Annotated in this window: 18 protein-coding genes; 4 read left to right on the forward strand and 14 right to left on the reverse strand. The window is 69.3% G+C overall.

The window, feature by feature from the left end; all coding sequences use genetic code 11:
- Nucleotides 1-106 precede the first annotated feature (106 nt).
- Both WMF27_RS27195 and WMF27_RS27200 read left to right on the forward strand, forming a co-directional pair.
- Complete coding sequence (locus tag WMF27_RS27195) at nt 107-2,068, forward strand: hypothetical protein (RefSeq protein ID WP_437765957.1); 1,962 nt, start codon at nt 107-109, stop codon at nt 2,066-2,068.
- 277 nt (nt 2,069-2,345) lie between these two features.
- Nucleotides 2,346-3,359 carry a hypothetical protein gene (locus tag WMF27_RS27200; RefSeq protein WP_437765956.1) on the forward strand — a complete coding sequence of 338 codons (1,014 nt, stop codon included), beginning with the start codon at nt 2,346-2,348 and terminating at the stop codon, nt 3,357-3,359.
- Between the two features lie 38 nt (nt 3,360-3,397).
- On the opposite strand, the gene WMF27_RS27205 is transcribed toward WMF27_RS27200, so the two are convergent.
- The 4 genes from WMF27_RS27205 to WMF27_RS27220 all read right to left on the reverse strand — a co-directional run bounded on the left by WMF27_RS27205 (nt 3,398) and on the right by WMF27_RS27220 (nt 8,211).
- Nucleotides 3,398-4,519 carry a DUF6544 family protein gene (locus WMF27_RS27205; RefSeq protein ID WP_437765955.1) on the reverse strand — a complete coding sequence of 374 codons (1,122 nt, stop codon included), beginning with the start codon at nt 4,517-4,519 and terminating at the stop codon, nt 3,398-3,400.
- A 357-nt stretch (nt 4,520-4,876) separates the two neighbouring features.
- On the reverse strand, nt 4,877-5,956 hold the full coding sequence (locus tag WMF27_RS27210) for a hypothetical protein (RefSeq protein ID WP_437943085.1): 1,080 nt from the start codon (nt 5,954-5,956) through the stop codon (nt 4,877-4,879).
- 151 nt (nt 5,957-6,107) lie between these two features.
- Nucleotides 6,108-7,229 carry a hypothetical protein gene (locus WMF27_RS27215; protein ID WP_437765953.1) on the reverse strand — a complete coding sequence of 374 codons (1,122 nt, stop codon included), beginning with the start codon at nt 7,227-7,229 and terminating at the stop codon, nt 6,108-6,110.
- Nucleotides 7,230-7,260: 31 nt separating this feature from the next.
- The gene (locus tag WMF27_RS27220) at nt 7,261-8,211 is read right to left on the reverse strand and encodes a hypothetical protein (RefSeq protein ID WP_437943086.1); all 951 of its coding nucleotides are present in this window, start codon (nt 8,209-8,211) and stop codon (nt 7,261-7,263) included.
- A 331-nt stretch (nt 8,212-8,542) separates the two neighbouring features.
- On the opposite strand from WMF27_RS27220, the gene WMF27_RS27225 reads away from it, so the two are divergent.
- Nucleotides 8,543-9,763 carry an RNA polymerase sigma factor gene (locus WMF27_RS27225; RefSeq protein ID WP_437765951.1) on the forward strand — a complete coding sequence of 407 codons (1,221 nt, stop codon included), beginning with the start codon at nt 8,543-8,545 and terminating at the stop codon, nt 9,761-9,763.
- 172 nt (nt 9,764-9,935) lie between these two features.
- A complete protein-coding gene (locus WMF27_RS27230; RefSeq protein ID WP_437765950.1) occupies nt 9,936-10,679 on the forward strand; it encodes a hypothetical protein in 744 nt (247 codons plus the stop codon).
- 819 nt (nt 10,680-11,498) lie between these two features.
- Here WMF27_RS27230 and WMF27_RS27235 read toward each other — a convergent pair.
- From WMF27_RS27235 to WMF27_RS27280, 10 genes are all read right to left on the reverse strand, one after another.
- Nucleotides 11,499-13,337, reverse strand: coding sequence for an FG-GAP-like repeat-containing protein (locus WMF27_RS27235; protein ID WP_437765949.1), 1,839 nt, complete (start codon nt 13,335-13,337; stop codon nt 11,499-11,501).
- 336 nt (nt 13,338-13,673) lie between these two features.
- Nucleotides 13,674-14,534: an EGF domain-containing protein gene (locus WMF27_RS27240; RefSeq protein ID WP_437944542.1), complete on the reverse strand. Its 861-nt coding sequence runs from the start codon at nt 14,532-14,534 to the stop codon at nt 13,674-13,676.
- A 192-nt stretch (nt 14,535-14,726) separates the two neighbouring features.
- Nucleotides 14,727-15,587, reverse strand: a complete 861-nt coding sequence (locus tag WMF27_RS27245) for a transglutaminase family protein (protein WP_437765948.1) — start codon at nt 15,585-15,587, stop codon at nt 14,727-14,729.
- Nucleotides 15,584-17,629, reverse strand: a complete 2,046-nt coding sequence (locus WMF27_RS27250) for an alginate O-acetyltransferase AlgX-related protein (protein ID WP_437765947.1) — start codon at nt 17,627-17,629, stop codon at nt 15,584-15,586. The genes WMF27_RS27245 and WMF27_RS27250 overlap by 4 nt, the downstream gene beginning before the upstream one ends.
- Nucleotides 17,616-18,335, reverse strand: coding sequence for a glycosyltransferase family 2 protein (locus WMF27_RS27255; protein ID WP_437765946.1), 720 nt, complete (start codon nt 18,333-18,335; stop codon nt 17,616-17,618). Before WMF27_RS27255 ends, WMF27_RS27250 begins: the two co-directional genes overlap by 14 nt.
- Complete coding sequence (locus WMF27_RS27260; protein WP_437765945.1) at nt 18,332-19,390, reverse strand: NAD-dependent epimerase/dehydratase family protein; 1,059 nt, start codon at nt 19,388-19,390, stop codon at nt 18,332-18,334. Before WMF27_RS27260 ends, WMF27_RS27255 begins: the two co-directional genes overlap by 4 nt.
- Nucleotides 19,391-19,407: 17 nt before the next feature.
- Nucleotides 19,408-20,451: a TolB family protein gene (locus tag WMF27_RS27265; protein ID WP_437765944.1), complete on the reverse strand. Its 1,044-nt coding sequence runs from the start codon at nt 20,449-20,451 to the stop codon at nt 19,408-19,410.
- Nucleotides 20,452-21,411: an NAD-dependent epimerase/dehydratase family protein gene (locus WMF27_RS27270; protein ID WP_437765943.1), complete on the reverse strand. Its 960-nt coding sequence runs from the start codon at nt 21,409-21,411 to the stop codon at nt 20,452-20,454. It abuts the gene before it with no gap.
- A gap of 1 nt (nt 21,412) precedes the next feature.
- The gene (locus tag WMF27_RS27275) at nt 21,413-22,720 is read right to left on the reverse strand and encodes an alginate O-acetyltransferase AlgX-related protein (RefSeq protein WP_437765942.1); all 1,308 of its coding nucleotides are present in this window, start codon (nt 22,718-22,720) and stop codon (nt 21,413-21,415) included.
- Between the two features lie 9 nt (nt 22,721-22,729).
- Nucleotides 22,730-24,187 carry an MBOAT family O-acyltransferase gene (locus WMF27_RS27280; protein WP_437765941.1) on the reverse strand — a complete coding sequence of 486 codons (1,458 nt, stop codon included), beginning with the start codon at nt 24,185-24,187 and terminating at the stop codon, nt 22,730-22,732.
- Between the last annotated feature and the right edge of the window lies 1 nt (nt 24,188).

Raw genomic sequence — 24,188 nt, forward strand, 5'->3', positions numbered from 1 at the left:
CGCAGCGTCCAGGGGGCCGCCTCGGGTCGGCGACGCGGACCGATCCGGAAAGAAAGTGCTCGTGGTAAGAACAAGCGGGCGCGGAGAGGCGTCCAAACCCGAGCTTATGAGACGTAAATCACACCACCTCCGTGCGCCGGGGGCTCGTGCCTCCGGCTCCCGCCTCGCCGCGCTCGCGCCGGTCGCGCTGGCGGCGCTGACCGCCGCCGCCCCCTCCCCTGCCCTCGCCGCCGGCACGCCGATCGCGGCGCCGCTCGTCGAGTCGAAATGGCTCAAGCTCGACGGGATCCCGAAGGAGTGGCCGGTGGCGTTCACCTCCCTCGGCCTCAAGAACAAGGGCAAGCCCAGCAAGGCCGATCTGGCCGCGCAGGTGGCCATCGCCTACGACGACGCGCGGATCTACGTGGCGGCCGACGTGACCGACGACGCGCTGCGAGGCGGCGCCGATCACGTGAAGGTCGTGATCGGGTTCCCGGGCGGAAAGGTCCAGGCGGTCGCGCTCTACCCGGGACAGCCGGGCAAGACCGCGGGCAGCGTCAAGGTCCCGGGCGGCAAGGCGGTGGCCGGGGCGAGGGTCATCGAGGCCCCCCGGAGCGGCGGGTACACCCTGGAGGCGAGCATCCCCTGGACGGCGTTCCCGGAGGCGGCGACGACCCGGGTCGGGCTGCGGGCGGGGCTCTTCGTCCACGACGACGACGGCGGAGGGGTCGACGCCGTCGTCGGCAGCGCCGCCTCGGAGGCGTACGGGTCGCTGTCGCCGCTCGCGACCGAGCCGGAGCTCGCGCTCACCGACGGCCTCCTCCGGAGCAAGGGCATCCACGGTCGCCCGAGCTACGACCTCGTCGCCGACGTGGCCGGCGACGGGATGCGGGAGCGGGTGCTCGTCCACGAGCGGTTCCTGATCGTCCTCGGCCCCGGGTTCCGGAAGGGCGCGCAGTATTACTTCGAGGACCTCGGGGTCGACGCCAAGGACGGGATGGTGCCGTCGCTCACGGCGCGCGACCTGACGGGCGACGGCCAGGCCGAGCTCATCGTGCGGAAGCGCTCCGGCAGCAGCGCGAAGTACCGCGAGGTGATCCACGTGCTCCAGTTCGGCGCCGGCGACACGCCGAGGCCGATCTTCCAGCACGAGATCGCGATCGCGACGGACAAGGGCTCGGTCGTCAACGACGTCGACTTCGTGGCGGACGGCGACAAGATGGCGATCCGCGTGGAGCCGGGCAAGGCGACCCGGTACGACGCGAGCAGCTACGCGGAGGGGGTCGAGACGACGTACGACCCGCTGCTCTTGCCGTGGGGGTCGATCAAGTCGCAGCTCTACAAGCTGACCGGCGGGGTGTTCACCAAGGCGAGCGAGCAGCGGCAGGCGGGCGCCGTGGGGCCGCGCCCGGCGCCGGCGAGGGCCGAGGTGGCGCGGGCCGCGCCGAAGCCGGCCGGCCTCTCGCCGGCCGAGATGCTCGACAAGGTGTACGCCCTCTACCGGCGCGACCGGAGCGCCTCGTCGAGCAAGCCGCGGTTCGACCTCGGCGCCGACGTGGCCGGCGGCAAGGAGCCCGAGCGGGTGCTCCTGCACGACCGCGACATCGTGGTGTTCGGCAAGGGGTTCCGGGGCGGCGCGGGGTACGCGTTCATGACGCTCGCGCAGTTCGCGTCTCCGGCCGACATCCGCTCGGTGCGCGCGCTCGATCTCACGGGCGATGGCAAGGCGGAGATCATCGTCCACGGCACCGTCCGCGCGGCGGCGCCCAAGGAGGCGGGCGGCGGGACGGTGGACCGCGACGTCGTGCAGATCTTCCGGGTCGAGGGCGAGAGCATCCAGCGGATCTTCGCGGCCGAGGTGGCGCGCAGCATCGGCGACAAGAAGATCGCCGGCGAGCTCAAGTTCGTGCGCGTGGGCGACAAGATGGGGATCGAGCTCGCCCCGGGGCGGGCCGTCGAGTGGACGGAGCAGACGTACCCCTTCAACCAGGACAAGGCGCCTGTCGGCGGCTTCGAGCCGCTGCTGCTGCCGTGGGGGGGCGCGCAGCCGGCGCGGTACGTCTGGAACGGGTCGACTTTCGCCAAGTAGACAGCGGCTCCAGGCCGAGACGCTCCGCGCGCAGGGGCTGGGGCACCTGCTGGAGGTGGTCACCCCGGAATGACGCCGCTCGGAGAGGGACGGGCTCACACGCCGAGCCCGCTGTATGCGGGGCGGCGTGCTGCCTCGATGTCGCCGCGATTCGCCTGCTCCGGAAGAAAGCGTGATGAAAGGGTACCTGTCCTCGTAAAGCGATGAGACAGGGACCTTGAGACGCCTCGTGCTCATGTTCTCTTGTCCTGCACCGGAGTTGCCAGTACAGGGCGCTATGGGCTCGACCCGGACCGCGTGGCACGTGCTGCTCGCCGCGCTGCTGCGCCAGCGCCGCCCGCGCCATTTTCAGATCCAAAGCGAGGTGCCCTTGTCGACGGAGCCGCCCCGGGCCGATTACCTCCTGCTGCGCAACGACGCCCCGGGCGAGGTCCGCGAGCCGGCGGGCACGTTGCGGAGGCTCTGGTCGCTTTTGCCCAGGGAGACGATCGTCGAGTTCAAGAGCGTCCGGCGCACCTACCGCAGCCGCGACCTCGACCGGCTCTGGGGCTACCTGTCGCTGCACTACGCGGGCGCTGGGAAGCGGCTCGGACCGCGCCGCGACCTGGCCGGCGTGTTGCTGCTGCCGTCGCGTACGCGCTCGCTCGACGCCGATGTCGCGGCGCTCGGGCTGGTCTGGCGCGACCTCGCCGGCGGCTACTGGCAGCTCCAGGGAGCAGCGTTCGCGCTGTACGTGGTCGAGCTCGCCACGGTGGCCGAGGCCGAGGGCGACGATCTGCTACACTTGCTCGGTCACGGCACGGCGCGGACGGTCGAGGCGCGCCGTTGGCTGGCCGAGCAGGTCGGTGCGGAGGAGATCGCGATGGCGATGCGCGAGCTGGAAGGCTTTGACGAGGTGCTGCGGACGCTGCTGAAGAAGCTGCCGATCGAGACGCTTCTGCCGGCGCTGCCGGTGGACGAGCTGCTGGCGGCGCTGCCGCCCGAGCAGCGGGCCGCGGGGCTGACCCCCGAGCAGCGGCTTGCCGGGATGCCGCCTGAGCAGCGGCTCGCCGGGATGCCGCCCGAGCAGCGGCTCGCCGGGATGCCGCCCGAGCAGCGGCTCGCCGGGATGCCGCCCGAGCAGCGGCTCGCCGGCCTTCCGCCCGAGCAACGCGTCGCAGGGCTCACCCCCGAGGAGCGGCTCCTCCTCGTGCCTGACGAGACGTTGCGGCTGCTGCCCGACGACTACCTGCGCTCGCTTCCAGAGGATGTCCGGGCGCAGATCCGCGCCCGGATCGGCCGCCCGCTCTAGCGAGGCGCAGGGGCTGCGTGCGGGAGTCGCTCTCCCAGTCAGTACGGCCCTGCGGGGTTGTGCTCCACGTCGAGGATCTCCCAGCGGTAGTAGCTGAAATTCCCGCTCTCGAGCTTCCACAGGACCTCCCCTCGGCTCGGGATCCGGATGCCCCGGAACGTGCCCCACTCCGAGCACGACACGGACCAAGGCGTGAGCTTCGCGTCGGCGCCGCCGCCGAGATAGCGCTCCGCTTGCAGCCCAATCAGGCGCCCCTGCTGATCGAACGTGAACACCGCCGATGCGACCTTCCCTGCGTGGCGCATCGTCGCCTTCGCGCTCGTCGCGTCGATCGACTCCCACGCGATGTAGGGGCTCAGCGCCGCTGACGGGAACCAGACGATCTCGCCCAGAAAGCGCAGCATGGCGCCCTGGTCGATCTTCTCGTCGTCCGCGTCGACGAGGTTGACGAGCGACGCTGCCTTGATGAGCATCTGGCCCTTGCCGGCGGCGTACTTGTCGCGGCCCTCGATCGGGAGGATACCCATCCTCTTCGTGGTGACCTTCCAGACGAACGCAGGTTCGTCGACGGAGAAGTACTGCTCGGCCTCCACGGGCATCCAGGCGGCGTCGGGGCTGGTCCGGAGATCGCCGCGCTGTTTCAGTCGGACCGTCTGAGCCCTTTCTCGGCCGACGACGCCCGAGGCCTCGAGCCACGTGCGCACCGGCGCGGGCAGGCGCGCGAGCTCGGAGGGCTCGACGGTGGAGGCGTGGGGCTCGGAGGGGCGCGCGAGCAGCGCTCGGACCTCCGAATCGATCTCCTGGCTGAAGCGTGCGTGTGCGGCTGCGGCCACGATCGGTAAGAGGATGAGCACGTTGACGAGCGTCCCGAACTTCGCCTGGGGCCACGCGAGGACGATGAGGCCCTGGGACAGGAGCACGCCGACAAGCGCCAGCGCCCACCACGCGTCGCGCCGCAGGACCTGGAGCGCTGCCGCCGCGAGCAGAAGGATCAGCGCCACGAGCCAGAGCAGGGCGAAGGCTCGACTGCCGGCGGGCGAGAGGGACAAGAGCGTGCGATCGCTCGGCTGACCGGCGGCGGCGAGCTTCGACCACTCGAAGTATCCGACGAGGTGAATCGCGCCGTGGAGCGCGATCAGGAGGGCCAATCCGAGCCGCATGACGTGTCTCTTTCCCGGAATCGCCTGCTGCGCCCAGCAGTCGCCGGCGCATCTGCAGCCGACTCCATCTCTCACGTGCTCTTTTTTTACTTTTGCACTTTGCAGCCCGCGTGCCAAACCGGGAGCGACGCCGAGGGCGCGGTCAATTCGCGCGGAACCGAGCGCCGAGAAGCGCAGCCCGGCCGTCGTCCACGCAGATCTTGCGCGCCCCGTTCGCCGTCGCTGCTGCACCTGTTGGGCTCAACTTCGACGAGGTGTTGCGGACGCTGCCGACGAAGCTCCCAATCGAGGCGTTAGAGATCCCTGCCGCACGGCACCGCCTCACTCGACGCGTGACCGTGGCCGTTCACGGCCGCGTCATCCGGCGGGCTCCGGCAGACAGCAGACGGTGGTCGGGTACGGCTCGCCGCCGGCTGGCTCGCAGAGCCCCAGCTCGTTGACCTCCCATTCGGCGCGGATGCTGCCGAGGGCCGCACCCTCCACCTCGGGACGCAGGCAGCGATCCGCCCCGCCGGCCGTCACCGGCGTCGTCCCGAGGAGCGCGCCCTCGCTGCACGCGCGATCCGAGTAGGCGCTCACCCGCGCGACGCACTTCCTCGGCGTGCGGCTGGGCACGCAGACGCACGGCTCGCAGCTCTGCTCAAGGTCTCGATCATAGAAGGTGAGCTTGTCCGAGAACCTGGGCCGCTCCCCGGGACCGGCGGGCGGATAGCATTCGTGAGGCCCCTCGTACTGCGAGATCATGCAGTACCGCCACCCGGGGGGCACGTTGGTCTCTTGCTGGTCCACCATGCACACGTCGCCGATCTCCGGACACCGGTTGCTCGTCACGACGCCACTGCACGCGACCGCGATCTTCGCAGGGCTCTTCGGTGGAGAGGGCTCGCCCACGGTGGAGGGCGTGCACGAGCCATCCGGCCCCGGCGCGATCCAGATCGCGCTGAACGCCTCTGCCGGCACGGTCCCCGGAGACGTGCATTCGCCTTGCCAGTTCCACGGCGGATTGAACGGCCTGAGCGTCTCCGCAGGGGTGTTCTCGCACGACGCATCCGAGTGCGCCGCAACGATCTCCGGCATGGAGCAGTACGGAACGCTACAAATGCACTTGGGACAGGGCTCGTCGCCCGGCAGCACCGTCCGGAACCGGAAGGACGTCCTCGAGGCGATTTGCACCGTATCGCGGCTCTGGAGGTCGAGGCCGGTGAGGTCCTCGCACGCCGGCTCGGGGTCGTCAGCGTCTCCGATCCACAGGAGCATCGGCTTGTGAAAGCTGTCCATCGGTTGTATCACGCACTTCCCGGCGCAGACGCCGTTGCTCGTGCCGTCCTCGTTGGTGATGAGGCAGGGATTCCACGGCAAGCCGCACGGCGGCTCCGCGCTGCCGCAGCCGCCCGCGACCAGCGCGCCGCCCAGGCCCCCCAGCGGCAGCGTGATCAACGCGCGCAGGAGCCACCACCTTCTGTTCCACCTCATCGCGACCTCACCGCCTTCCCCACGCGCTCCCGAGGAGCCCCTACCCCCTGAACCTTCGGTTGGCTCCTGCCGCGGGCGGTGCGCCCGCCGCTCGCCGGTGTTCTCGACCAGGCCGTCACGGCGCCTCCAGCGCCTTCGGCAGACAGCAGACCGTCTTGGCCCTGCCGTCCATCTTGTCGTCGGGTTTACCGCGCGTCGGCGTGCACGTCCCGGGCTCGTTCGAGAGCCACGTTGCGCTCACGCTGGCCAAGCTGGAGGTCGGCTCAGGAACCAGGCAGATCCCACGCTCGTTCACATCGACGCCGAGGAGGATGTCGCTGCAAGCGGCATCCTCCCAGGCGACCACGAGCGCCTCGCACCGGCTCGTCGCCGGCGCCTCGCAGGTGCACGGCGAGCACGCGGGCGCGGTCACCAGGTTCACATAGAACACCCCCACCCTGTCCGAGAAGATCTTCCGAGGGTCCGCTCCTCCCTCGGGCTGATGGCAGCCCAGATCCCCATCCCCGACGATGCAGTGACGCCAGCCGTCGGGCAGATGGGCCGGCTGCTGCTCGAGCATGCAGAGCTCCCCCTTTCCCGGACACAGCTCGTCCTCCACCACACCGCTGCACCCGACGACGACCTCGGCCACGCCTCCCGCGAGAGGCTGCGGAGGCTCGTCGGCCACGATCGGCGTGCACGGCTCCCAGATCGCCGGGCCGATCGAGAGCGAGCCGAGCTGCTCCGCCGTCACCGTGCCGGGCGACATGCACGATCCGTCCCAGCCTGCCGGCAGAAGGAACGACGTCTGCGTCCCCATGCTGCCGTCGCCGCACGCCTCGATCGACCTCGCCGTCACGGTCTGCGGGAGCGCGCACGCCGGCGCCGTGCACGCGCAGGCGGGGCAGCCGTGCGCCGGCTCCGGCATGGCCCGCGCGAAGAGCGTCCGCGTGGCGTCGGTGAGCGGGATCCGCTCGCCGGTCCCCGGGACGATCCGCACGAGCTCGGCGCACGACGCCGGCGCGAGCACCTCGGGCCCCGTCCAGACGAGCTCCGGCGCGCCGAAGGAGTCCGGCGGCGCGTGGACGCACTGCCCCCAGCAGTGCCCGTTGCTGGTGCCGTCGTCGCTCCGGATCTCGCACGCGACCGCCTCTGCGCAGTCGTACGCCCCGGCGCCGCCGCACCCGCTGGCCGCCGCCACCCCTCCGAAGCAGAGGAGCCAAAGCCCTGCCAGCCCTCTCTGCCGCACGCTCCGCATCAGCACCGCTCCTTCCGGCTCCGGCGCAGCCTCACCAGCTGCCAGAGAAGATCACGCCCCCGCCACGCGCAGCCGCGAGCGGCGCCGCGCGCACAGCGCGCTTCCCCGGCGCCGGCGCCCACAGGAGCGACGAGAGCGCGACCGCGCCGGCGACGCCGGCGCCGATGAAGCTCCCCCATGCGGCGGCCTTCAGGGTGTCGCGCGCGTCGATCATCTCGCGCAGCACACCGCACGGCTCGGCGTATGCCTTGGACAAGCACGCCGCCGCCCCGTTGCGCTGGCGGATCTGGGCGGCCTGCGCCTCCGCCTCCCCGCCGCGCACCGCCGCTGCCACGGCGAAGCCCGTACCCAGCGCAAGCCCGGCGGACGCGAGCGCGAACCCGCCGACGCGGAACACCGTTCCCGCCGACGGCCCCCCGGGCGTCGCGGCCGGCGCAGGCGCGACCGGCGCCACAATCGACGCAGATGCAACCGGCGGGGGCGCAGCCGGCGGCGGGGGCTTGGGCTCCAGGTGAAGGCCGACCATCGACTCCCTCCCCCGCTCCGCCTCGAACGGATAGACGTCATCGACATACCCCTCGAGCGTGCCACGCGCCTCGTGCCGCCCCGGATCGAGATAGACGAAGTACATCCCCTGTCCACGGCCGATCGACTGGCCGTCGATGAACACCTCGGCCTCGGGCCGGCTCACCGCGACGGTCGCGAACGAGACCTCGCGCTCCGCCTTCTCGAGCCCCGCCCGGAAGCGCCGCTGCGCCGCCGGCTGGAGCGTCTCCGGATACACCAGCGACTCCCGCAGGTGCTCCGCCGCGTCCCGGGGCCGCCCCAGCGCGAGCTCCGAAAGCCCGAGCTTCCCCGCGAACTCCGGCCGCGGATCCGCCTTCCACGCCGCGCGGTACGCCGCCTCCGCGTCCTGCCACCGCCCCGCGCGCCGCGCCTTCTCGCCCCGCGCGAACGCCTCCTCGGCCTCGGAGCGCATCATGGCCGCTCCGGACGGTCCAGCAGAAGGCTCCTCCCCGGCGGCCACCGCCGCGCGACTCCACACGACAGCTGCGGCGACCACCGCGAGAAGCAACCGTCCTGTGGACGCCATCTCCGCGGCATACTACGCGTCGACTCTCTTTTCGGTCAAGCCGCCTTGGTCCGGAGAAAGTGACGGAATCGACTCGACCGTCAGGCAATTCGGGTCGCGCCGCGAGCATGCTCGCCCTGCTGCGCGGCGCGCCGAGCGCTCACGCCACAGGCCTGCCTCGGCTCAGCCCGACATGCCGAATTTCAAATGTCGAACGAGCTCGCCAGGTAACTACGCAGGCATGGGGAAATCGTCTCGCAAAACCGACAGCACCGCCGCGGACGCACCGCTCACCATCGAGTCGATCATGGCCGAGCACCTGGAGACGGTCCGCCGCTACGTGGAGCGCCAGGGCTTCCGCGGCGCGGATCGAGACGACCTGGTCCAGGAGATCTTCCACGGCGCCTCTCGGTCGCTGCCCCGGTTCGATCCCCGCATCGCCACCGTGCGCACCTGGCTCCTGCGGATCGCGTTCAACCTGACTTCCAACGAGCGCAAGCGCGCCCATCGCCGGTACGAAGAGCTGTGGCCGGAGGAGGCGCTGGAAGGCCTCTCCAGCCGAGCGCCGGACTCCGAGACACGGCTCATCGAGGCGGAACAGAGCGACATCCTTGCGGATCTGCTCCAGGAGGTCCCCCCGCGGCGCCGCGCGATCCTCGTCGCGCACGACCTCCAGGAGGAGGCGGTCCAGGACATCGCCGAGGAGCTCGCGATGCCGCGCAATACCGTGTGGAACGACCTCCGGCTCGCGCGGCTGAGCCTCGACGCCGCCGCGCGGCGCTGGCAAGCGCGGAGGCGCGGCCGCGGCGCCCTGATCGCGCCGCTCGCCTTCGCGTTCGGCGCGACCGAAGCGCGCGCCTCCTCGGGGCCGCTCCAGGGAGGCCGGCTGCGGCGGCTGCTCGACCGGGCTCGCCGCGCCTTCCGGCGCGCGCCGTCTCACGGCGTGGCCCGCCCCGCGGCGAGCTCGTGGAACACGTCGCTGGCACCCACACATGCCGTCCGCCGATCGACGGCCAGCACCGCGGCCGGCGTCGTGGCGGGCGCGCTCGCCCTGCTGGCCCCCGGCGGGCGCGGCGAGATCCCGCCGCCGAGCGCCCATGCGGTCGCGCTTCGCTCCCCGCAGGCCGCATGGCCCGCTCAGCGCGACAGCGCCGTCCCCGCGGGCCCGGAGGTGCCCTCGGAGGAGCGGGCCCAAGGCGAGGTGAGCGGCGCCCTCACGACCGCGCGCCGCGACCCGCCGAGGCCGCGATACCCGCCCGGCCCTCGCCGGGGCGAAGGCATCCAGTTGCCCTCGTCCGAGGCCCGGCTGATCCGGCAGGCCTTCGCGGCGCTCGCCGCCGGTCGCCACGACGCCGTGCGGCTCCTGCTCGAGCGACACCGGCGCGACTTCCCGCGAGGCGCTTACGCGAGAGACCGCGAGGAGCTCATGCGACGGCTGCAGGCAAAGCCGCGCCGCAATTGACAGGGAGACAGGGAGACAGGGAGACAGGGAGCAGCAGCCCGCGCCCCGGCGCAGTCGGCCCCGCAGAGCGTCCGATTCGTGCCATTCCGCCCCGATGAGGCCATGAGCCATTGCCATGCCCCCTCGCCGCCTGCCAGCATCAGCGCGTTTCGCTCAACCCAAGGAGGCGCCTGTGGCAGACCCCTATATCGATCCTTTCGAGACGAAGATTTACGGCAAGTTCGCGCGCGAGCAGATGGCCGCGGTCCTGATGGGCAAGGTCGCTGCCCTCGACGGCATGGTCGAGTTCGCGATGGGCAAGCAGCTCCTCGCCGATCAGGCGATGTCCGAGCTCCTCGATCGCCAGCCCAAGCCGGCGCCGGAGCTCGACAGCGCCGAGGTGCTCGACGAGGCGCGCGACGTGATCGTGCGGTTCGGTTCGTACCTCGACTCGCTCAAGGGGAGGCCGGTCGATCCAAGGCTGTTCTTCCGCGGCGAGATGCCGAGCGTCCTCGCGCGCCGGCGGATCACCAAGCTCACCGCCGCCGTCGGGCACATCGCCGACGAGCTCGAGAGGCAGCGCGAGAAGGTCCGGGGCGCGGACGTATGGCTGACCGAGCTCAGGGAGGTGCACGAGAAGCTCGGGATCCTCGAGCGGCAGCAGCGCGCCACGCGCGTCGAGCGCGTCGAGCTCGGCCCCGAGGTGTCGACCGCGCGCGAGGCCTGGCTGGGTGTCTACAACGCGAACAAGAGCCTCGTGCGCGGGCTGCTCGCCCACCTGGGCAAGCCCGAGCTCCTGCCGCTCATCTTCGACGATCTCGCCGAGGTCCACCGCACGACCGGCGTCAGCGACGCCCTCCCGCCTGGCCAGGCGGCCACGCCGCCCGCGCCGGCGGCCGCGCCGCCCGCCCAGCCGGGGGCCTCGCCGGACGCGTGAGCCCGCGGCCCGCTGCAAGGCTTGATGCAAGCCTTGCAGCGGGCGACTCGGTCACCGAGTGGGCCGTTTCAAGGCTTGAGACGGCCGGCTCGGCGGCCCAGCGGGCCGTTTCAAGGCTTGAGACGGCCGACTCGGCGGCCGAGTGAGCCGTCTCAAGGCTTGAAATCGCCAACTCGACGACCGAGTCGGGCGTTTCAAGCCTTGAAGCAAGTGACTGCGCGCCAGGGAACGCGATCTCGAGGCAAGCGAAGGCCTCGGCAAGGGCGCGCCGCACCGGCGAAGCGGCCCTGCGGGCGTCGGCGATGCGGCCGAGGCGAGCCAGGGCAACGGCGCGGTCGAGCGCGCTCCAGGCGACGTGGAGGGGGGCGATGGACTCGGCCTCGATGAGGGCAGCCGCGTAGTCGCCGCGGCGATAGACGTCGAGCGCGAGGGCGTGATGGACGGCGCCGGGATAGCGCTTCGATATCGTCCTCGACACGGTCGGCCAGGGCTGCGACGACATCGCCGGCTCCCTCGTCGTGCGCACCTTCGAGGACGGGGAAGACCCGCTCGATCTTTCGACAGACACCGGCGAGCCCATCGCCTCCGACACCTTCACCGGCCGCCGTGCGAAGGCGAGCCCCTGATGGCCTCCGCGCGGCCGGTGCCCAGGTATCACTCCCCTTACTCCCCCACCTCACCGACATCCTACGACGTGCCTGCGGGAGGGGGGAGACCGTGAGTCGCTCCGTCGAGCTTCGGGGAGCGCTGCCTGCCAGTCCGGGCGGTCTCGTCAGTAGACTTCCCGGACGGCACGCAGCGTGAGGGCGAGAAGGCGGGTCAGAGTCCGTTGGGGATCACGGTGAGGGTGCCGGATCCCGTGTTGGTCAGGACGAGATCGTCGTACCCATCGGCATCCAGGTCCGCGGCGACGATGGCGTTGGGCCCGGGCGAGGTGCCGGTCGGAACGACCGGGGCCGCGCTGAAGGTCCCATTGCCGTTGCCGGTCATCGGGCGGACGCCGCCCGATGACGTGGTGACCAGGATGTAGGCGTCGAGCTTCCCGTCGCCGTTGAAATCACTGGCCACGACCCCCAGCGCCGAGTTGGCGATCGCGCTGGACGACGCGGTGGACTGAACGCCGCTCGCGACAGTGCCGTTGCCGTTCCCTCTGAAGAAGAAGAGGTACCGGCCGGCCGCGCCGTTCGAGAGGATGTCGAGCTTGCCGTCGCCGTCGGCGTCACCGAAGGCGATGCCCGCCGTCTGGCCATTGACGGCGTTGGTGTAGGCGACCGGCGCGGCGAACGAGCCGTTGCCCTGGTTGAGGAGGATCGACAGGCGCGCGGAGCCGGGGCTCGTCACCACGATATCGGAAAAGCCGTCGCCGTTCAGATCACGGCAGGCGATGCTCGACTGCACGCCCCCGGTGCCCGCGATGGAGATGAGCGTGGGCGCGCCGAAGCTGCCGCCGCCGGTGCCCATGATCACGCTCACCTGGTTGAGGGTCACGCTGGTGGTGGCGATGTCGGCCGCCCCATCGTGATCGAAGTCCCCGGTGCAGAGGTGGACGGAGCCGGGGGTGCCGGTGGTGAAGCTCGTCGGCGCGCCGAAGGTTCCGGGCGCGCTCGGGCCCAGGTTTCGGTAGACGCTGATGCTCCCGTTGCTGGTGGGAAGGTTGGTCTGGCCGTCGACGGTGACGGCGTCGAGCCACCCGTCGCCGTCCACGTCCACCGCCACGACCGCGTTGCTGGAGAGCGGGGCGCCCGGGGTGTAGAGCTCCGGCTGGACGGTCGCGTCGCCGTTGCCGTGAAACACGGAGAGCGACCCCGAGGGGGTCGTCGACGACCCGGATTCGGCATTGGCCACCAGGATGTCGAGCTCACCGTCGTTATTCACATCGGCGACCGCCGGAGCCAGCGGGTTGTGGGGCGCGGAAACGTTGATCGGCGTGCCGGGGACCTGGCCGGAGGGCGGGTCCTCGCAGCCACCGTTCGAGCAGATTTGACCCGTCGCGCACGCGCTGTCGCAGGCGTTGCAGTGGGAGGCGTCGCTCTGGAGGTTCACCTCGCAGCCGTCGGATGTGAGCCCGTTGCAGTCCGCGAGGGTGCCTTCGCATGCCTCGCAGCTGGTCCCCTCGTAGGTGGGCAAGCACTCACAGGTGTAGCTGTTAAGGCCGTCGACGCAGGTCCCGCCGTTCTGGCATGGGCTTTCGGCGCACTCGTCGATGGCGGTCTCGCAGTTGTCGCCGGTGAAGCCGGGCAAGCACGCGCAGGTGTAGCTGTTGATGCCGTCGATGCAGGTCCCGCCGTTCTGGCATGGGCTCTCGGCGCACTCGTCGATGTTGGTGCAGGTCACGCCGTCGCCGGAGTACCCTGCGTCGCAAGCGCAGGTGAAGGAGCCCGACGCATCGATGCATGTAGCGTTCGCGTCGCAGCTGTCGGTGCCCAGGGCGCACTCGTTCACATCGGTGCATGTGCCGCTCTGGCAGGTGAGGCCGTCGCAGCACGGCACCGTGGGGTCGCATGGCGCGTTCACGGCCAGGCAGCCCTGGCCGCCCGCGTCCTCGTTGTCATCGCCGTCGGCCACGGAGGGGCCGGCGCTGGTGCAGCTCGCGAACAGCAGGCTGGAGAATGCCGGGATCGCCAGACAGCTGAAAAGAGAGCTCTTGCGATAGCTCATGGTTTGTCCTCTGTTTGTTGTTGAAGCCCCGGGGGGGGTGCCGCGCGAGCCACCGGATCCCGCGCTGAGGTCGCGCGAAAATCAGCGTACACCACCTCATCGGGCCCGTTTGCCCGGTACCGCGCACATCACGGCATCAAGCACGAGCAGCCCCCCGGGTCCAGGCGCGCTCCGCTGCTCCTGCTACTGCTGCTGCCTGAATGCCTCAGCTGCAGAGCGCGCCCCTCATCGTGCGAAACGACTGCGTACGATCCTCCGTCGATGGAGAGTTTTCAGCTCACGTAGGATGCTCCAACCAGGCGAGCCACGTAAACCCAAAAAGGGCGAAAAGGCGGGTCAGAGTCCGTTGGGGATCACGGTGAGGGTGCCGGATCCCCTGTTGGTCAGGATGAGATCGTCGTATCCATCGGCATCCAGGTCCGCGGCGGCGATGGCGTTGGGCCCGGGCGAGGTGCCGGTCGGGACGACCGGGCCAGCGACGAAGGTCCCGTTGCCGTTGCCGGTCATCGGGCGGACGCCGCCCGATGACGTGGTGACCAGGATGTAGGCGTCGAGCTTGCCATCGCCGTTGAAATCACTGGCCACGACCCCCAGCGCCGAGTTGGCGCTCGTGGTCGGCGCGGCGGCGGACTGAACGCCGCTCGCGAACGTGCCGTTGCCCTGGTTGAGGAGGATCGACAGGCGTGCGGAGCCGGAGCTCGTCACCACGAGATCGGACGAGCCGTCGCCGTTCAGATCGCGGCAGGCGATGCTCGACTGCACGCCCCCAGTGCCCGCGATGGAGATGAGCGTGGGCGCGCCGAAGCTGCCGCCGCCGGGGGGGGTCCCCTCGTAGGTGGGCAAGCACTCACAGGTGTAGCTGTTAAGGCCGTCGGTGCAGGTCCCGTCGTTCTGGCACGGGTTGGACGCGCACTCGTCGATCTCCGTGCACGTGGCGCCGTCGCCGGAGTAGCCCACGTTGCAGGCGCAGGTGAACGAGCCCGCCGTGTTGGTGCACGTCGCGTTCACGTCGCAGTTGGCCGTAGCGGCGGCGCACTCGTCGACGTCCGTGCACGTCACGCCGTCGCCTGAGTAGCCCGCGTCGCAGGCGCAGGTGAACGAGCCCGCCGTGTTGGTGCACGCGGCGTTCGCGCCGCAGCTGTCGGTGCCCAGGGCGCACTCGTCCCTTCGGAACGAGCCGTCACGTGCGCTCGGAATCGGCCGTCACGTCGGCCCGGAATACGCTAGGGCACGGCTCTCATCTGACGTCATGTAGCGTGCAACCGAATCTGGCCAGCGAAAAGACGTGGTCTGCGGAGCGGCTACCCTTGAGGAGCTCGAGGGAGGACGAGCGACGATTCGGGGCGCGAGCAGCTTTGCCGACACGCCCTGGCGAGACTCCCTCGCCAATCAGTAGCTCGGCGGCAGCGGGCACGCCCGCGGAGTCGTCGCGGTCGTGCGCTCCGCTGCCAAAAGCGAAAGGTTCTGCTCGATGCCTGGCAAGTGCGGATTGGCGTTGCAAGCGCGACGGTAGCTTGCCTCCGCGCTCTCGAGATTACCGAGCAGCTGTTCGACGGCGCCAAGGCTGGCGTGGGCCTCGGACAGCTCCGGAAAGAAGCCGGTGGCGCGGATGAAGGCTGCTCGCGCTTCGGTCAGCCGTAGCTGCCGGCGCCGCTCGTTGCCGACGTTGTATTCGACGACGCCCAGCACCTCGGATTGGCTGAGTGGACGCGCGTATTCGCGCGCCGAGCCGCCCGGCACCGGAAAGCGCTGGCCGTACCACGCGTCCGGCATCGCCTCACCGGCGCGCAGTAGCTCCACGTTGCGCGCGCCGCCCTGTTCCTGCACCCGCACGTAGAAGTGTCCAGGCATCATCACCCCGGACGCCGGATAGCCGAGCGCGTCAGCCAGCGCGAGAAACAAGGTACCAAGGCCAACGCAGCTTCCGCGGCGGCGCTCCAGCACGCCGGGCAGGCACACGAAGGCCAGATTCGTGTCGGCCACCTCGCGCACGAAGCTCCAACGACCGAACAAGAGCTCACTCAACACCGTAGCAGGTGAGCGCTGGGGCGACGAAGCGAGCGCGCTCTCCGCCTCGTCGACGAGACGCGAAAGCTCCGTCAGGCTCCAGGTCACCTGGCTCTCGTCGACAAGCGCGGCGTCACGGACCAGGCCGATCAGGGCGCGGCCGAACGCCAGCTCTCGGCGCGGAACGCGTGAGCAGCCGCTGCCCGCGAGCAAGAGCAGGAGCAGGAGCGAGCGGCGCTTCATGGCTTCTTCAGCGGCTCCCAGTCTTCCCAGTAGTTGTAGAGATCACGCGCCGTCATCATCCAGATGACCAGCTTCTTCGTGCCGAGCGCCTCGACGCTGCGGCGCAACAGCTTTTGCCGCACGTTGGGGCCGCCGCCGTAGCTCATGACCAAGTCGAGCGGATACGCGATGCCACGCGCGAGGTGCGCCGAGACGCCAGCGTGCTCGGCGTCCGTCAGCTGATAGACGGCGGTGAAACTGTCGCCCAGGAGCACGACCGGGCTATCCGGGTCGTCGTCGTACGGCTTGCCGTCGGCGACGACCCGGTGCGCCACGAGCGTCTCGGGCGCGTATTTTTTCTGCTCAGCTTCCGGCAGTCGCGAATGCAGATCGCCGAAACGGGTGAAGCTGGTTTCGCGCAGGTCGTAAGCGCGCTTCTGCTTGGCGAGCTCGGCGTACCAGGGGTACTTCTTCACGCGGGTGGCCAAGAGGTCTGCGGCCAAGCGCAGCCCACGGTCGGTCCAGTGCGTGTCCTGGCGCTGGAACAGAAACGGCTCCGCTGCGCTCGTGACCTTTGCCTGCAGGAATGCCGGCAGCAGGTCGACGATCTCCACGCCTTCCTTGCTGAGCCTTTCGATCAGCTTGCGGAAAGCCGGATTGATGACCTGACCCGAGAGCGCCGTGAAAGCGGGGTCCAGCTTCTCCGGATACACCTCGAGCTTCGTCGGGACCGGCACGAACAAGAAGTCGACCCCCTGCTCGTCGAGCAGCTTCTTGAACTCGAGGATCACCGGCAGCGGGTTCTTTCCCTTGCGTTGCTGCTCGAGATCACCACCGCTGACGTATTCGAGGTCGTTGCGGTAGAACAGAAAGCCATCTCGCCCAGCCAGCGCCTTGACCTTCGGCGGCATGCCTTTCAGCCGCTTCTTCAGGGCGTCATGGGTCGGCCTGAGCTTGGCCATCCACGTCGGCCATGAGCCGCCCGCCTGGGCCAGCTCGCGCTGCACCGTCTCGAGCCCCGGCGCGGGATTCGGCGACGGACGTGTCTTGCTCAGCCGAAGCGCCGGCTTCGCGGGCGCAGCGGCCGCGGGCTCCGCGCCTTCGCCACGCACCAGAAAGACGTTGTACGTGGCTTTGCCTTGCGGCTTGCCGCGCAGCACGATGGTCGGCGCCGGAAAGGCGCGCCCGCCCAGCTCTTGCTTGATGTAGGGCTCGGTCTGCGCGTCCGGAAAGCTCGGTCCCACCGGCATGAGATCGGTGTTGAAGGACGGGTACCAGTACGACGAGAGCTGGTTCGCCCAGGCCTTCACCTCGCTCGGCGACAGCACTGGATCCACGTAGTCCTTCTGAATCGCAGCCACAAGCGCGGGAGTGACGACGCCAGGCGCCACCCGGCCATAGAGCTCGGGAAAGCCGTCCCCGTCCTGATCGGCGGAGCCCGCAAAAGGCTTGAACCAAGGCTGAAACTCCACCTTGGCCCACAGCTCCACCGCGCCCGACGCGGCCTGATGAACGAACACCTCGCTCAGGAGCTGGCCGGAGGTGCCGGGCGGCAACTGCAGGCCCCACCGCTCGCTGCGCACGGCTGAGCCGACCTCGGCCAGCGCTTCGGCCCCCGCTACCTTGCGCGCTTGCAAGAACTCCGACAGCGGCGCGAAGGCCAACGCTTGCCGCTGCTCGACCGGCGAGAGCGGCGTCTTCGCGAGATCGCCCGTCAGGCTGCCCTGGTCGAGCTGCCCCGCGAACGGGTGCGAGGTGTCGGGCGTGCCCGCAGCCGACATGGGCGTCTCTGGCTCCGGGTCGGCGATCATGAAGTTGCTGTGATACGCGGCGTAGTCCAGCGCGGCGCGCGTCGGGCGTGCCACCTCACGCACCCAGACCTGCGAGCGCGTCCGCGCATAGCCTTCGTTCAGCGTATGGACGTGAGCGTGTTCGACGCGCGTGCCCGCCCTCGCATCACCCCAGGGAAATTTCGTAGACCCGGCGTGACAAGCGACGATGCCAAGCGCCGATGCGGCGGCGAGCAAGCCCCAAACCCCGAGTGCGCGCTTACGCTGCGTCATAGCGACCTCGACGATAGTTCCACATCACTCGAAGCACCCGGAGCCCGTACGTCAGCGGGTTCAGGTGCGAGACCTCGTCCCCGTAGTGCGTGGGCACCGGCGCCTCGCCGACCGAAAGCCCACGTGCCCGCGCCGAGGCGATGACCTCCAGATCGAAATCGAAGCTGTCAGACAAGCCGTGAAACGGCAGCGCCAGCGCGCGCGGCCCATAGAGAAGGTAGCCGCTGTGGTAGTCAGTCATCGAGAGCGACAGCGTCCGGTTCTCGATGCGGTTCAGCAGCGCATTGCCGACGTACTTGTAGAGGGGCATACCCCCCTGCAAGGCCGTGCCCGCGGCGATGCGCGAGCCCTGCAGCAGATCGAGCCCGCGACGCGAAAGCTCCCCGATCAGCCCAGGCAAGGCCTCGGGCGCATACTGACCGTCGGCGTGGATACAGGCGACCAGCTCCGGCGCATCGGCGCGAGCCTTGGCCAGACCGTCCTTCATCGCCGCACCGTAACCGCCGTTGATGCGCCGCCGGAGCAAGCTGAGGCGAAACGCCGACGAGCTGTAGCGCTCGACCCGACGGGCCGTGTCGTCACGGCTGCCGTCGTCGACGACCACCACGTGGGTGGGCCCCGACAAGGCCAAGCCGCCGACGCGCTCCAGCACCGACTCGATGTGCCGGGCAGCGTTGTACGCAGGGATGACGACCGTTACCTTCATGCGGAGCTCGCGAGCCGGGAGAGCGAGGACGCCGCTGCGACGCGACCGCCGTAGCGCTCGACGTAGTCGTGCACGATCGGCGGCAAGGAGGTGGCCAGGCGTCGCTGGGGCTTCCAACCGAGCAGTCGCTGCGCCTTCTGAACGTCGGGGATGCGTTCCTGCGTGTCGTCGTAGCCGGGGCCATAGAACTCGGCGGCCGACACCGCGCGAAACTGGGCAGGCGCGCGCTCGGGCAACCGCTCAGCGAAAGCGTCCGCTAGCAGCCGAGCGAGCTCCGCGATACTGACGTTATTGTCCGGGTTACCGATGTTGAAGATCTGACCTCTACTTTGCTTCGGCCGCTCGAGCACGCGGCACACGGCTTCGACCATGTCGCTCACGTCCATGAACGCCCGCCGTTGCGCGCCGCCGCCCACGAGCGGCAAAGGCTCCCCTCGCAGCAGCGCGCTCATGAAGCAGGCCAGCACGCGGGGTGTCCCCTCCCCGTCGATGCCGGGCAGGAAGTCCATGCGCGCGCCGATGGTGTTGAAGGGCCGAATGATCGTGAACGGCAACGCGCCGTGCTGACCGTGCGCCCAGATCACCCGCTCGAGCAGCTGCTTGGCGCACGAATACGTCCAGCGCTCGCGCCCCACCGGGCCGAGCACGAAGCACGAGTCGTCCTCGTGCATGCGCGCGGTCGGCAGCCCCTGCGCGTCCAGCGCGGTGCGCCCGTAAACCTCGGCGGTCGAGAAATGAATCAAGCGCACGGCGCGCTCCGCGCAGCGCTTCACGAGCGGCAACAGGTGCGTGAAGCTGGCGTCGATGACCTCCAGCGGGATGGTCGAGTACTGGGCTGGGTTGCAAAGCGCCGTGAGCGAGATCACGACCTGACAGCGCTCGGTCACGTCCTCGACGAGGCCCGGCGCCTCGACGCGCGCCTCGATGCGCCGTACGCGCGGGTCCCAGCACTCGAGCTTGGTCAAATCCACGTCGACGGCGTCGACCTGGCAGGCAAAGCGTTCAAGCAAAGCCGGCACCAGGTGCGAGCCGATGAAGCCGCCCGCGCCGACCACGGCGATGCGCGTTTCCCTCACGGTGAGCCGCTCCCGGCGGACGGAATGAAGACGTCGGGCCAGCGATCATTGGCCGAGTTGAAGGTGAGGCGCGCGGCCTTCTCGGGCGGCGTTCCCACCTCCCACAGGTAAATCTCGTAGTCGGCGGTGTCGTGGTCGTGACCGCGCTGGGTGATGCCCCAGACCATCCATTTGCCGTCGCGCGACAGCTGCGGGAAGTACTCGTGCGAGCGGCGACCCGGCAAGTCCATGAACTGGAGCTTGTCGAGGTCGACGTCCTTCGGCGGCGCGCCGTCATCGATCGGCATGCGCAGCACCCGGCTATCGCCGTTCCCGGTCGGGTGAACCCAGTAGATGGCCGTCTGATCCGGCGTCCAGTTCACCTGGCAGCCCAGCCCGGTCTGGGTCCAGGCCTTCTTGGCGATGTTCCAGATGCCGGTTTCGCGCTTCGAGCCGCGCAGCGTGATGGCGAGGTACTTGCCGTCACTCGAGAGCTCCGGCTGCTGCAGCAAGGCGCCGTCCAGATCGGATACGCCCTCGCTGTCCATCAACTGCGTCTCTTCGCCGCTGCCGACCTTGCTGCGAAAGACCTTCGTGCCGCGCACGAACAGGATCTCATCCTCCGAAATCCAGCTACCCCAGCTCGCGCTCTCGACGACCTTCTTCGGCTCGGAGCCGTCCGGCTTGACCGTGTAGATGTCCCATTTGTCGCTGGTGTTGGCGTCGCGTTCGCTCACCCAGCCTTGTTTGCTGCGGCAGAACAGGATCTGCTCGCCGCTCGGAGAGAACCTCGGGAACCAGTCGACCTCGTCGCCCTTGGTGATCTGCTTGACGTCCGAGCCGTCGGTCTTCATCGTGAACAGGTCGTGATTGCCCACGCGGGAGCTCGACCAGACGATGGTGCCGCTGGCCTTCTCGCCGACCTCGCGCATCAGCGCGACGTCCTCCGCGGGCGGGGCTTCGTCGGCGCCCTTCGGGGGCTCGCCCGAAAAGGCCGAGCATCCGAGCACAGTCGAGCAGCACAGAGTACCAATTTGCCGCAGTGGGAAACGCAGGCTCATCTAATTTGTCCTTTCTCGAGCTTCACTCGCGCGGGGTGCGAGGGTGGCCGCCTCGACGGCGGGTGAAGGGAAACAGCGACGCAACCCGGCGCGCACGCCGAGCGGCGCGTAGCCGAGGTCGTTCATGGCTTCGGTCGGGTCGAGATCGGCGTCGTTGACGATGCCGGCTATCGCGCTCGAGGTGAGCGGGGGCCGCTTCATGAACACGGGGAGCACGGCCGCCAGCGCCCGGCACGCCCACACCGGCAGGTGCAAGAACGGCCGAGGCCGATCGTGATGAAGCAGCAGCAGCTCCGCGAGCTCGCGCATCGAAATCACCTCCGCGCCGCTGAAGTTGTAGGTCTTGCCGTGCGCGATCGGCGCATCGGCGAGCCGCACGAGGCCGTCGACGACATCCTCGGCCCAAACGGGCCTCTTGAGCGCGCCCCCGGCGCCGATGAACGGCACCACCGGAAACCGCCGCAAGTAGTCGAGGAACATCAGGAGCTCCTGACCGCCGCGCTGCTCGTAAACCAGCGTGGGCCGCACGATCGTGTAGGTGAGCCCTGAGCCCTGGACGAGACGCTCGGCCTCGAGCTTGGACTCGGCATAGCGCGTGCGACGGGGGTAAACGACGGAGGCCGACGAGACGTACACGAAGTGCGGCACCCCCGCTTTTCGCGCCTCCGCAACGAGGTGCGCCGTGCCGTCGCGGTTGACGCGCTGAAACATCGTGGGGTCGTGGGTAATGATGATGGCGGCCAAGTGGTAGACGAGGTCGACGCCGCGACACACGCCGGCCAATGTGTTCGGATCCCTGACATCGCCTTCGCGCACGTCGCAGCCCAGCGCATCCATGCGGGCTCGCAACGGATCACCAGGCAGCACGAGCGCTCGCACTTGCCAGCCCGCTTTGCGCAGCCGCGCCGTCAAGCGGGCGCCCATCACGCCGGCGGCGCCGGTAACCAGGGCTGTCGGCATCCTACGGAGCCCCCGCAGGCTTGGGAGTCGGGAAATCCAGCGGAATCCAATCTCCGACCGACAGCTCGCGCGCAGCGAACTCCCAGACCACCACGCGCTTGCCCGCCAGGCGATCCTGGCCGGCGTTCAGCTCGCGCGCGAGCGCTTGGCGCGTGGCGAAGGCACCGGCGTCGTTCTGCGCGATCACGTCGATGGGGCGACCAAGCGCCAGCGCCAGGTGCGGGGCCAGGCCGGACGCGTTGCCCCAGCCCATTCCCTCGAGCGTGAAGATGTTGGTGAAGCTGTCGCCGAGCAGGAGCACGTCGGCGCTCTCGTCAGGCTCCCAGGGCGTGCCGGCCGCGTCCTGCACCTGGCGCACGACCACGCTCTCCGCTTCGAACAGGCTCTGATCGTCGGGCAGCTTGAGCATGTCGACCAGATCACCGACGCGCGAAGCCGGCTGCGGGACGCCGTGCAGCACGGGCTTCTCTGCCAGCTCTGGCAATACCCCAAGCCCGATCACGAGCTGCCCGAGGTCGCCGGCGATGCGCTCCATGTAGCCGGGCGTAAAATGCGTATCTTGAGCCAGGAAGAGCGGCTCGGTACGGGGCTCAGGCACGCTGCGGCGCGCGTCGAGCACGGCCACGCCGGCGGCTCGAAGCTCGCTCAGGAAGCGGTCGTAGTCGACATTCTGCGCCATTTCGGCGCGCCCATCACGCCCGAGAAGTGGACCCGGCTCGATCCCAGCCTTGTCCGGCATCGGCAGGAGCACGAGGCGAATCCCGCGTTGCGCGAGCGCCTGCTGGAACGCGAAGATGGCGGGTCGCGGATCCGGGTGGATGGGCTCCTGGCCTGCGTCGAGGGCTTCCCTGGCGCGGCCCCGCAGCACCCCGGGCTCCAAGAACCCGGGCCCGCCGACGTGCTGCACACCGGGCGTGTAATAGAGCCAGCCGCCGTGTCCGACGACCGCGAGCTTGTTGCCCACACGAGCTAGACGGGTGAGCAGCAGCTGCACGCGGGGCTGGACCCAGGACTTGGCGTACGAAGCATCCTCGATGCCCTTCTCGATCTGACGCAGGTTCTCGGCCGTCGGTGGGCGGCGCACCAGATCCGCGAGAGGCGATTCCTCATCCTCGCGCTTCTCGAGGTAAGCCTGCGCGAGCGGAACAGCGTAGATCGCCCCCAGAAACAGCAGCGTGAGCAGCCAGGCCGCGCCGCGACTCACGTCGGTCGCGATGATACCGCGGCGCAGCTGCTCGTCGCCTGTGGGGTCGGTCGGACCGCCACGGTGTTCGACGGCGGAGGACGAGGGAGGCAGGGTACTTTGCATCGCGCGGCCTCAGAACTGAAAGTACAGAAACGGGTTGATGGTCTGAGTCCACATCATCAACGTCGCGAGCACCATCGTGGCCGCCACGAAGGCGGTACGGGGCAAGGACAGGCGCCTCGTGAGCTCCCAGCTGTTGGGCATGCCGAAGATCACGACCGCGGCCAGAGCGAATAGCCCCACGTAGTACCGCGGGTGGAGCGCGCCCGCCACGACGTCCGCCGCCGACGAAACGGCGGCGAGCCCGAACAGCGAGCCCAGGTAGGTCACCGCCTGCTCGAGCGTCTTGGCGCGGAAGAACACCCACGACAAGCACACGATCAGGAAGGTGAAGGCGACGCCGACAGCAGGCGGCAGGCGGCGCAGCGGATGAGCATTACCGAGCCTGCGCTCGACCGCAAGCATGCCGCCGTGAATGCCGCCCCAGATCACGAAGTTCCAGCTGGCGCCGTGCCAGAGCCCGCCGAGCAACATGACAACCATCAAGTTGGCGTACGTGCGCAGGGGGCCTTTGCGGTTGCCACCGAGCGGGATGTACAGATAGTCGCGCAGCCACGTGGACAGGCTGATATGCCAGCGCCGCCAGAACTCCGTGATGCTGCGCGACTTGTAGGGTGAGTCGAAGTTCTGGATCAGCACGAAGCCGAGCATCAGCGCCAGGCCCACGGCCATGTCCGAGTAGCCGGAGAAATCGAAGTAAATCTGGAACGCGTAAGCGACCAGCCCGAACCACGCGTCGTAGAAGTGCTTGGCGCCACCGGCGAACGCCGTGTCGGCGATGTGCCCCATCGGGTTGGCCAGCAGGATCTTCTTGCCCATCCCCAGCGAGAAGAACGCGACGCCGCGCGCGAACTTCTCGAGCGTGTGCTGGCGCACGCGCATCTGTTCCTCGATCGCCGCATAACGGATGATGGGGCCCGCCACCAGGTCGGGGAAGAACGCCTCGAAACACATGTAGTCGGTGAAGCGCCGCATCGGTCGGGCGTCACCGCGGTACACGTCGATGGCGTAGCTCATCGCCTTGAACGTGTAAAAGGAGATGCCCACCGGCAAGACGACGTGCAAGACCGGCACGATCTGCGTCGAGCTGCCGAAGAGCGCGCCGAGCGCGTTGATGTTCTCGGCGACGAAGCCCGTGTATTTGAACGCCGCGAGCAGCCCGAGGTTGGTGACGATGGACGTCGCCAGCACCAGCTTCATCTGGCGGGTCCGCACGACCTCGGGACCAATCACGGGCGGTAAGCCGTCGACGTCGGGCAGCCGTGACATCTTCAGGAGCAAGAGGCCGCACACGTAGTCGACGCTCGAGCCGAAGAACATGATCACGGCCCAGCTCGGGTTCGCCCAGCCGTAAAATACGTAGCTCGACACGGCGATGAGGGCCGTGCGGCCCCGGCCCGGCAGGGCGTAGTACGCGGCCAGTACCAGCGGCAAGAAGTAGAACAGGAAGATATGGCTGGAAAAGACCATC

This window comes from Sorangium sp. So ce281, from assembly GCF_051527395.1.
GTDB lineage: Bacteria > Myxococcota_A > Polyangia > Polyangiales > Polyangiaceae > Sorangium > Sorangium cellulosum_B.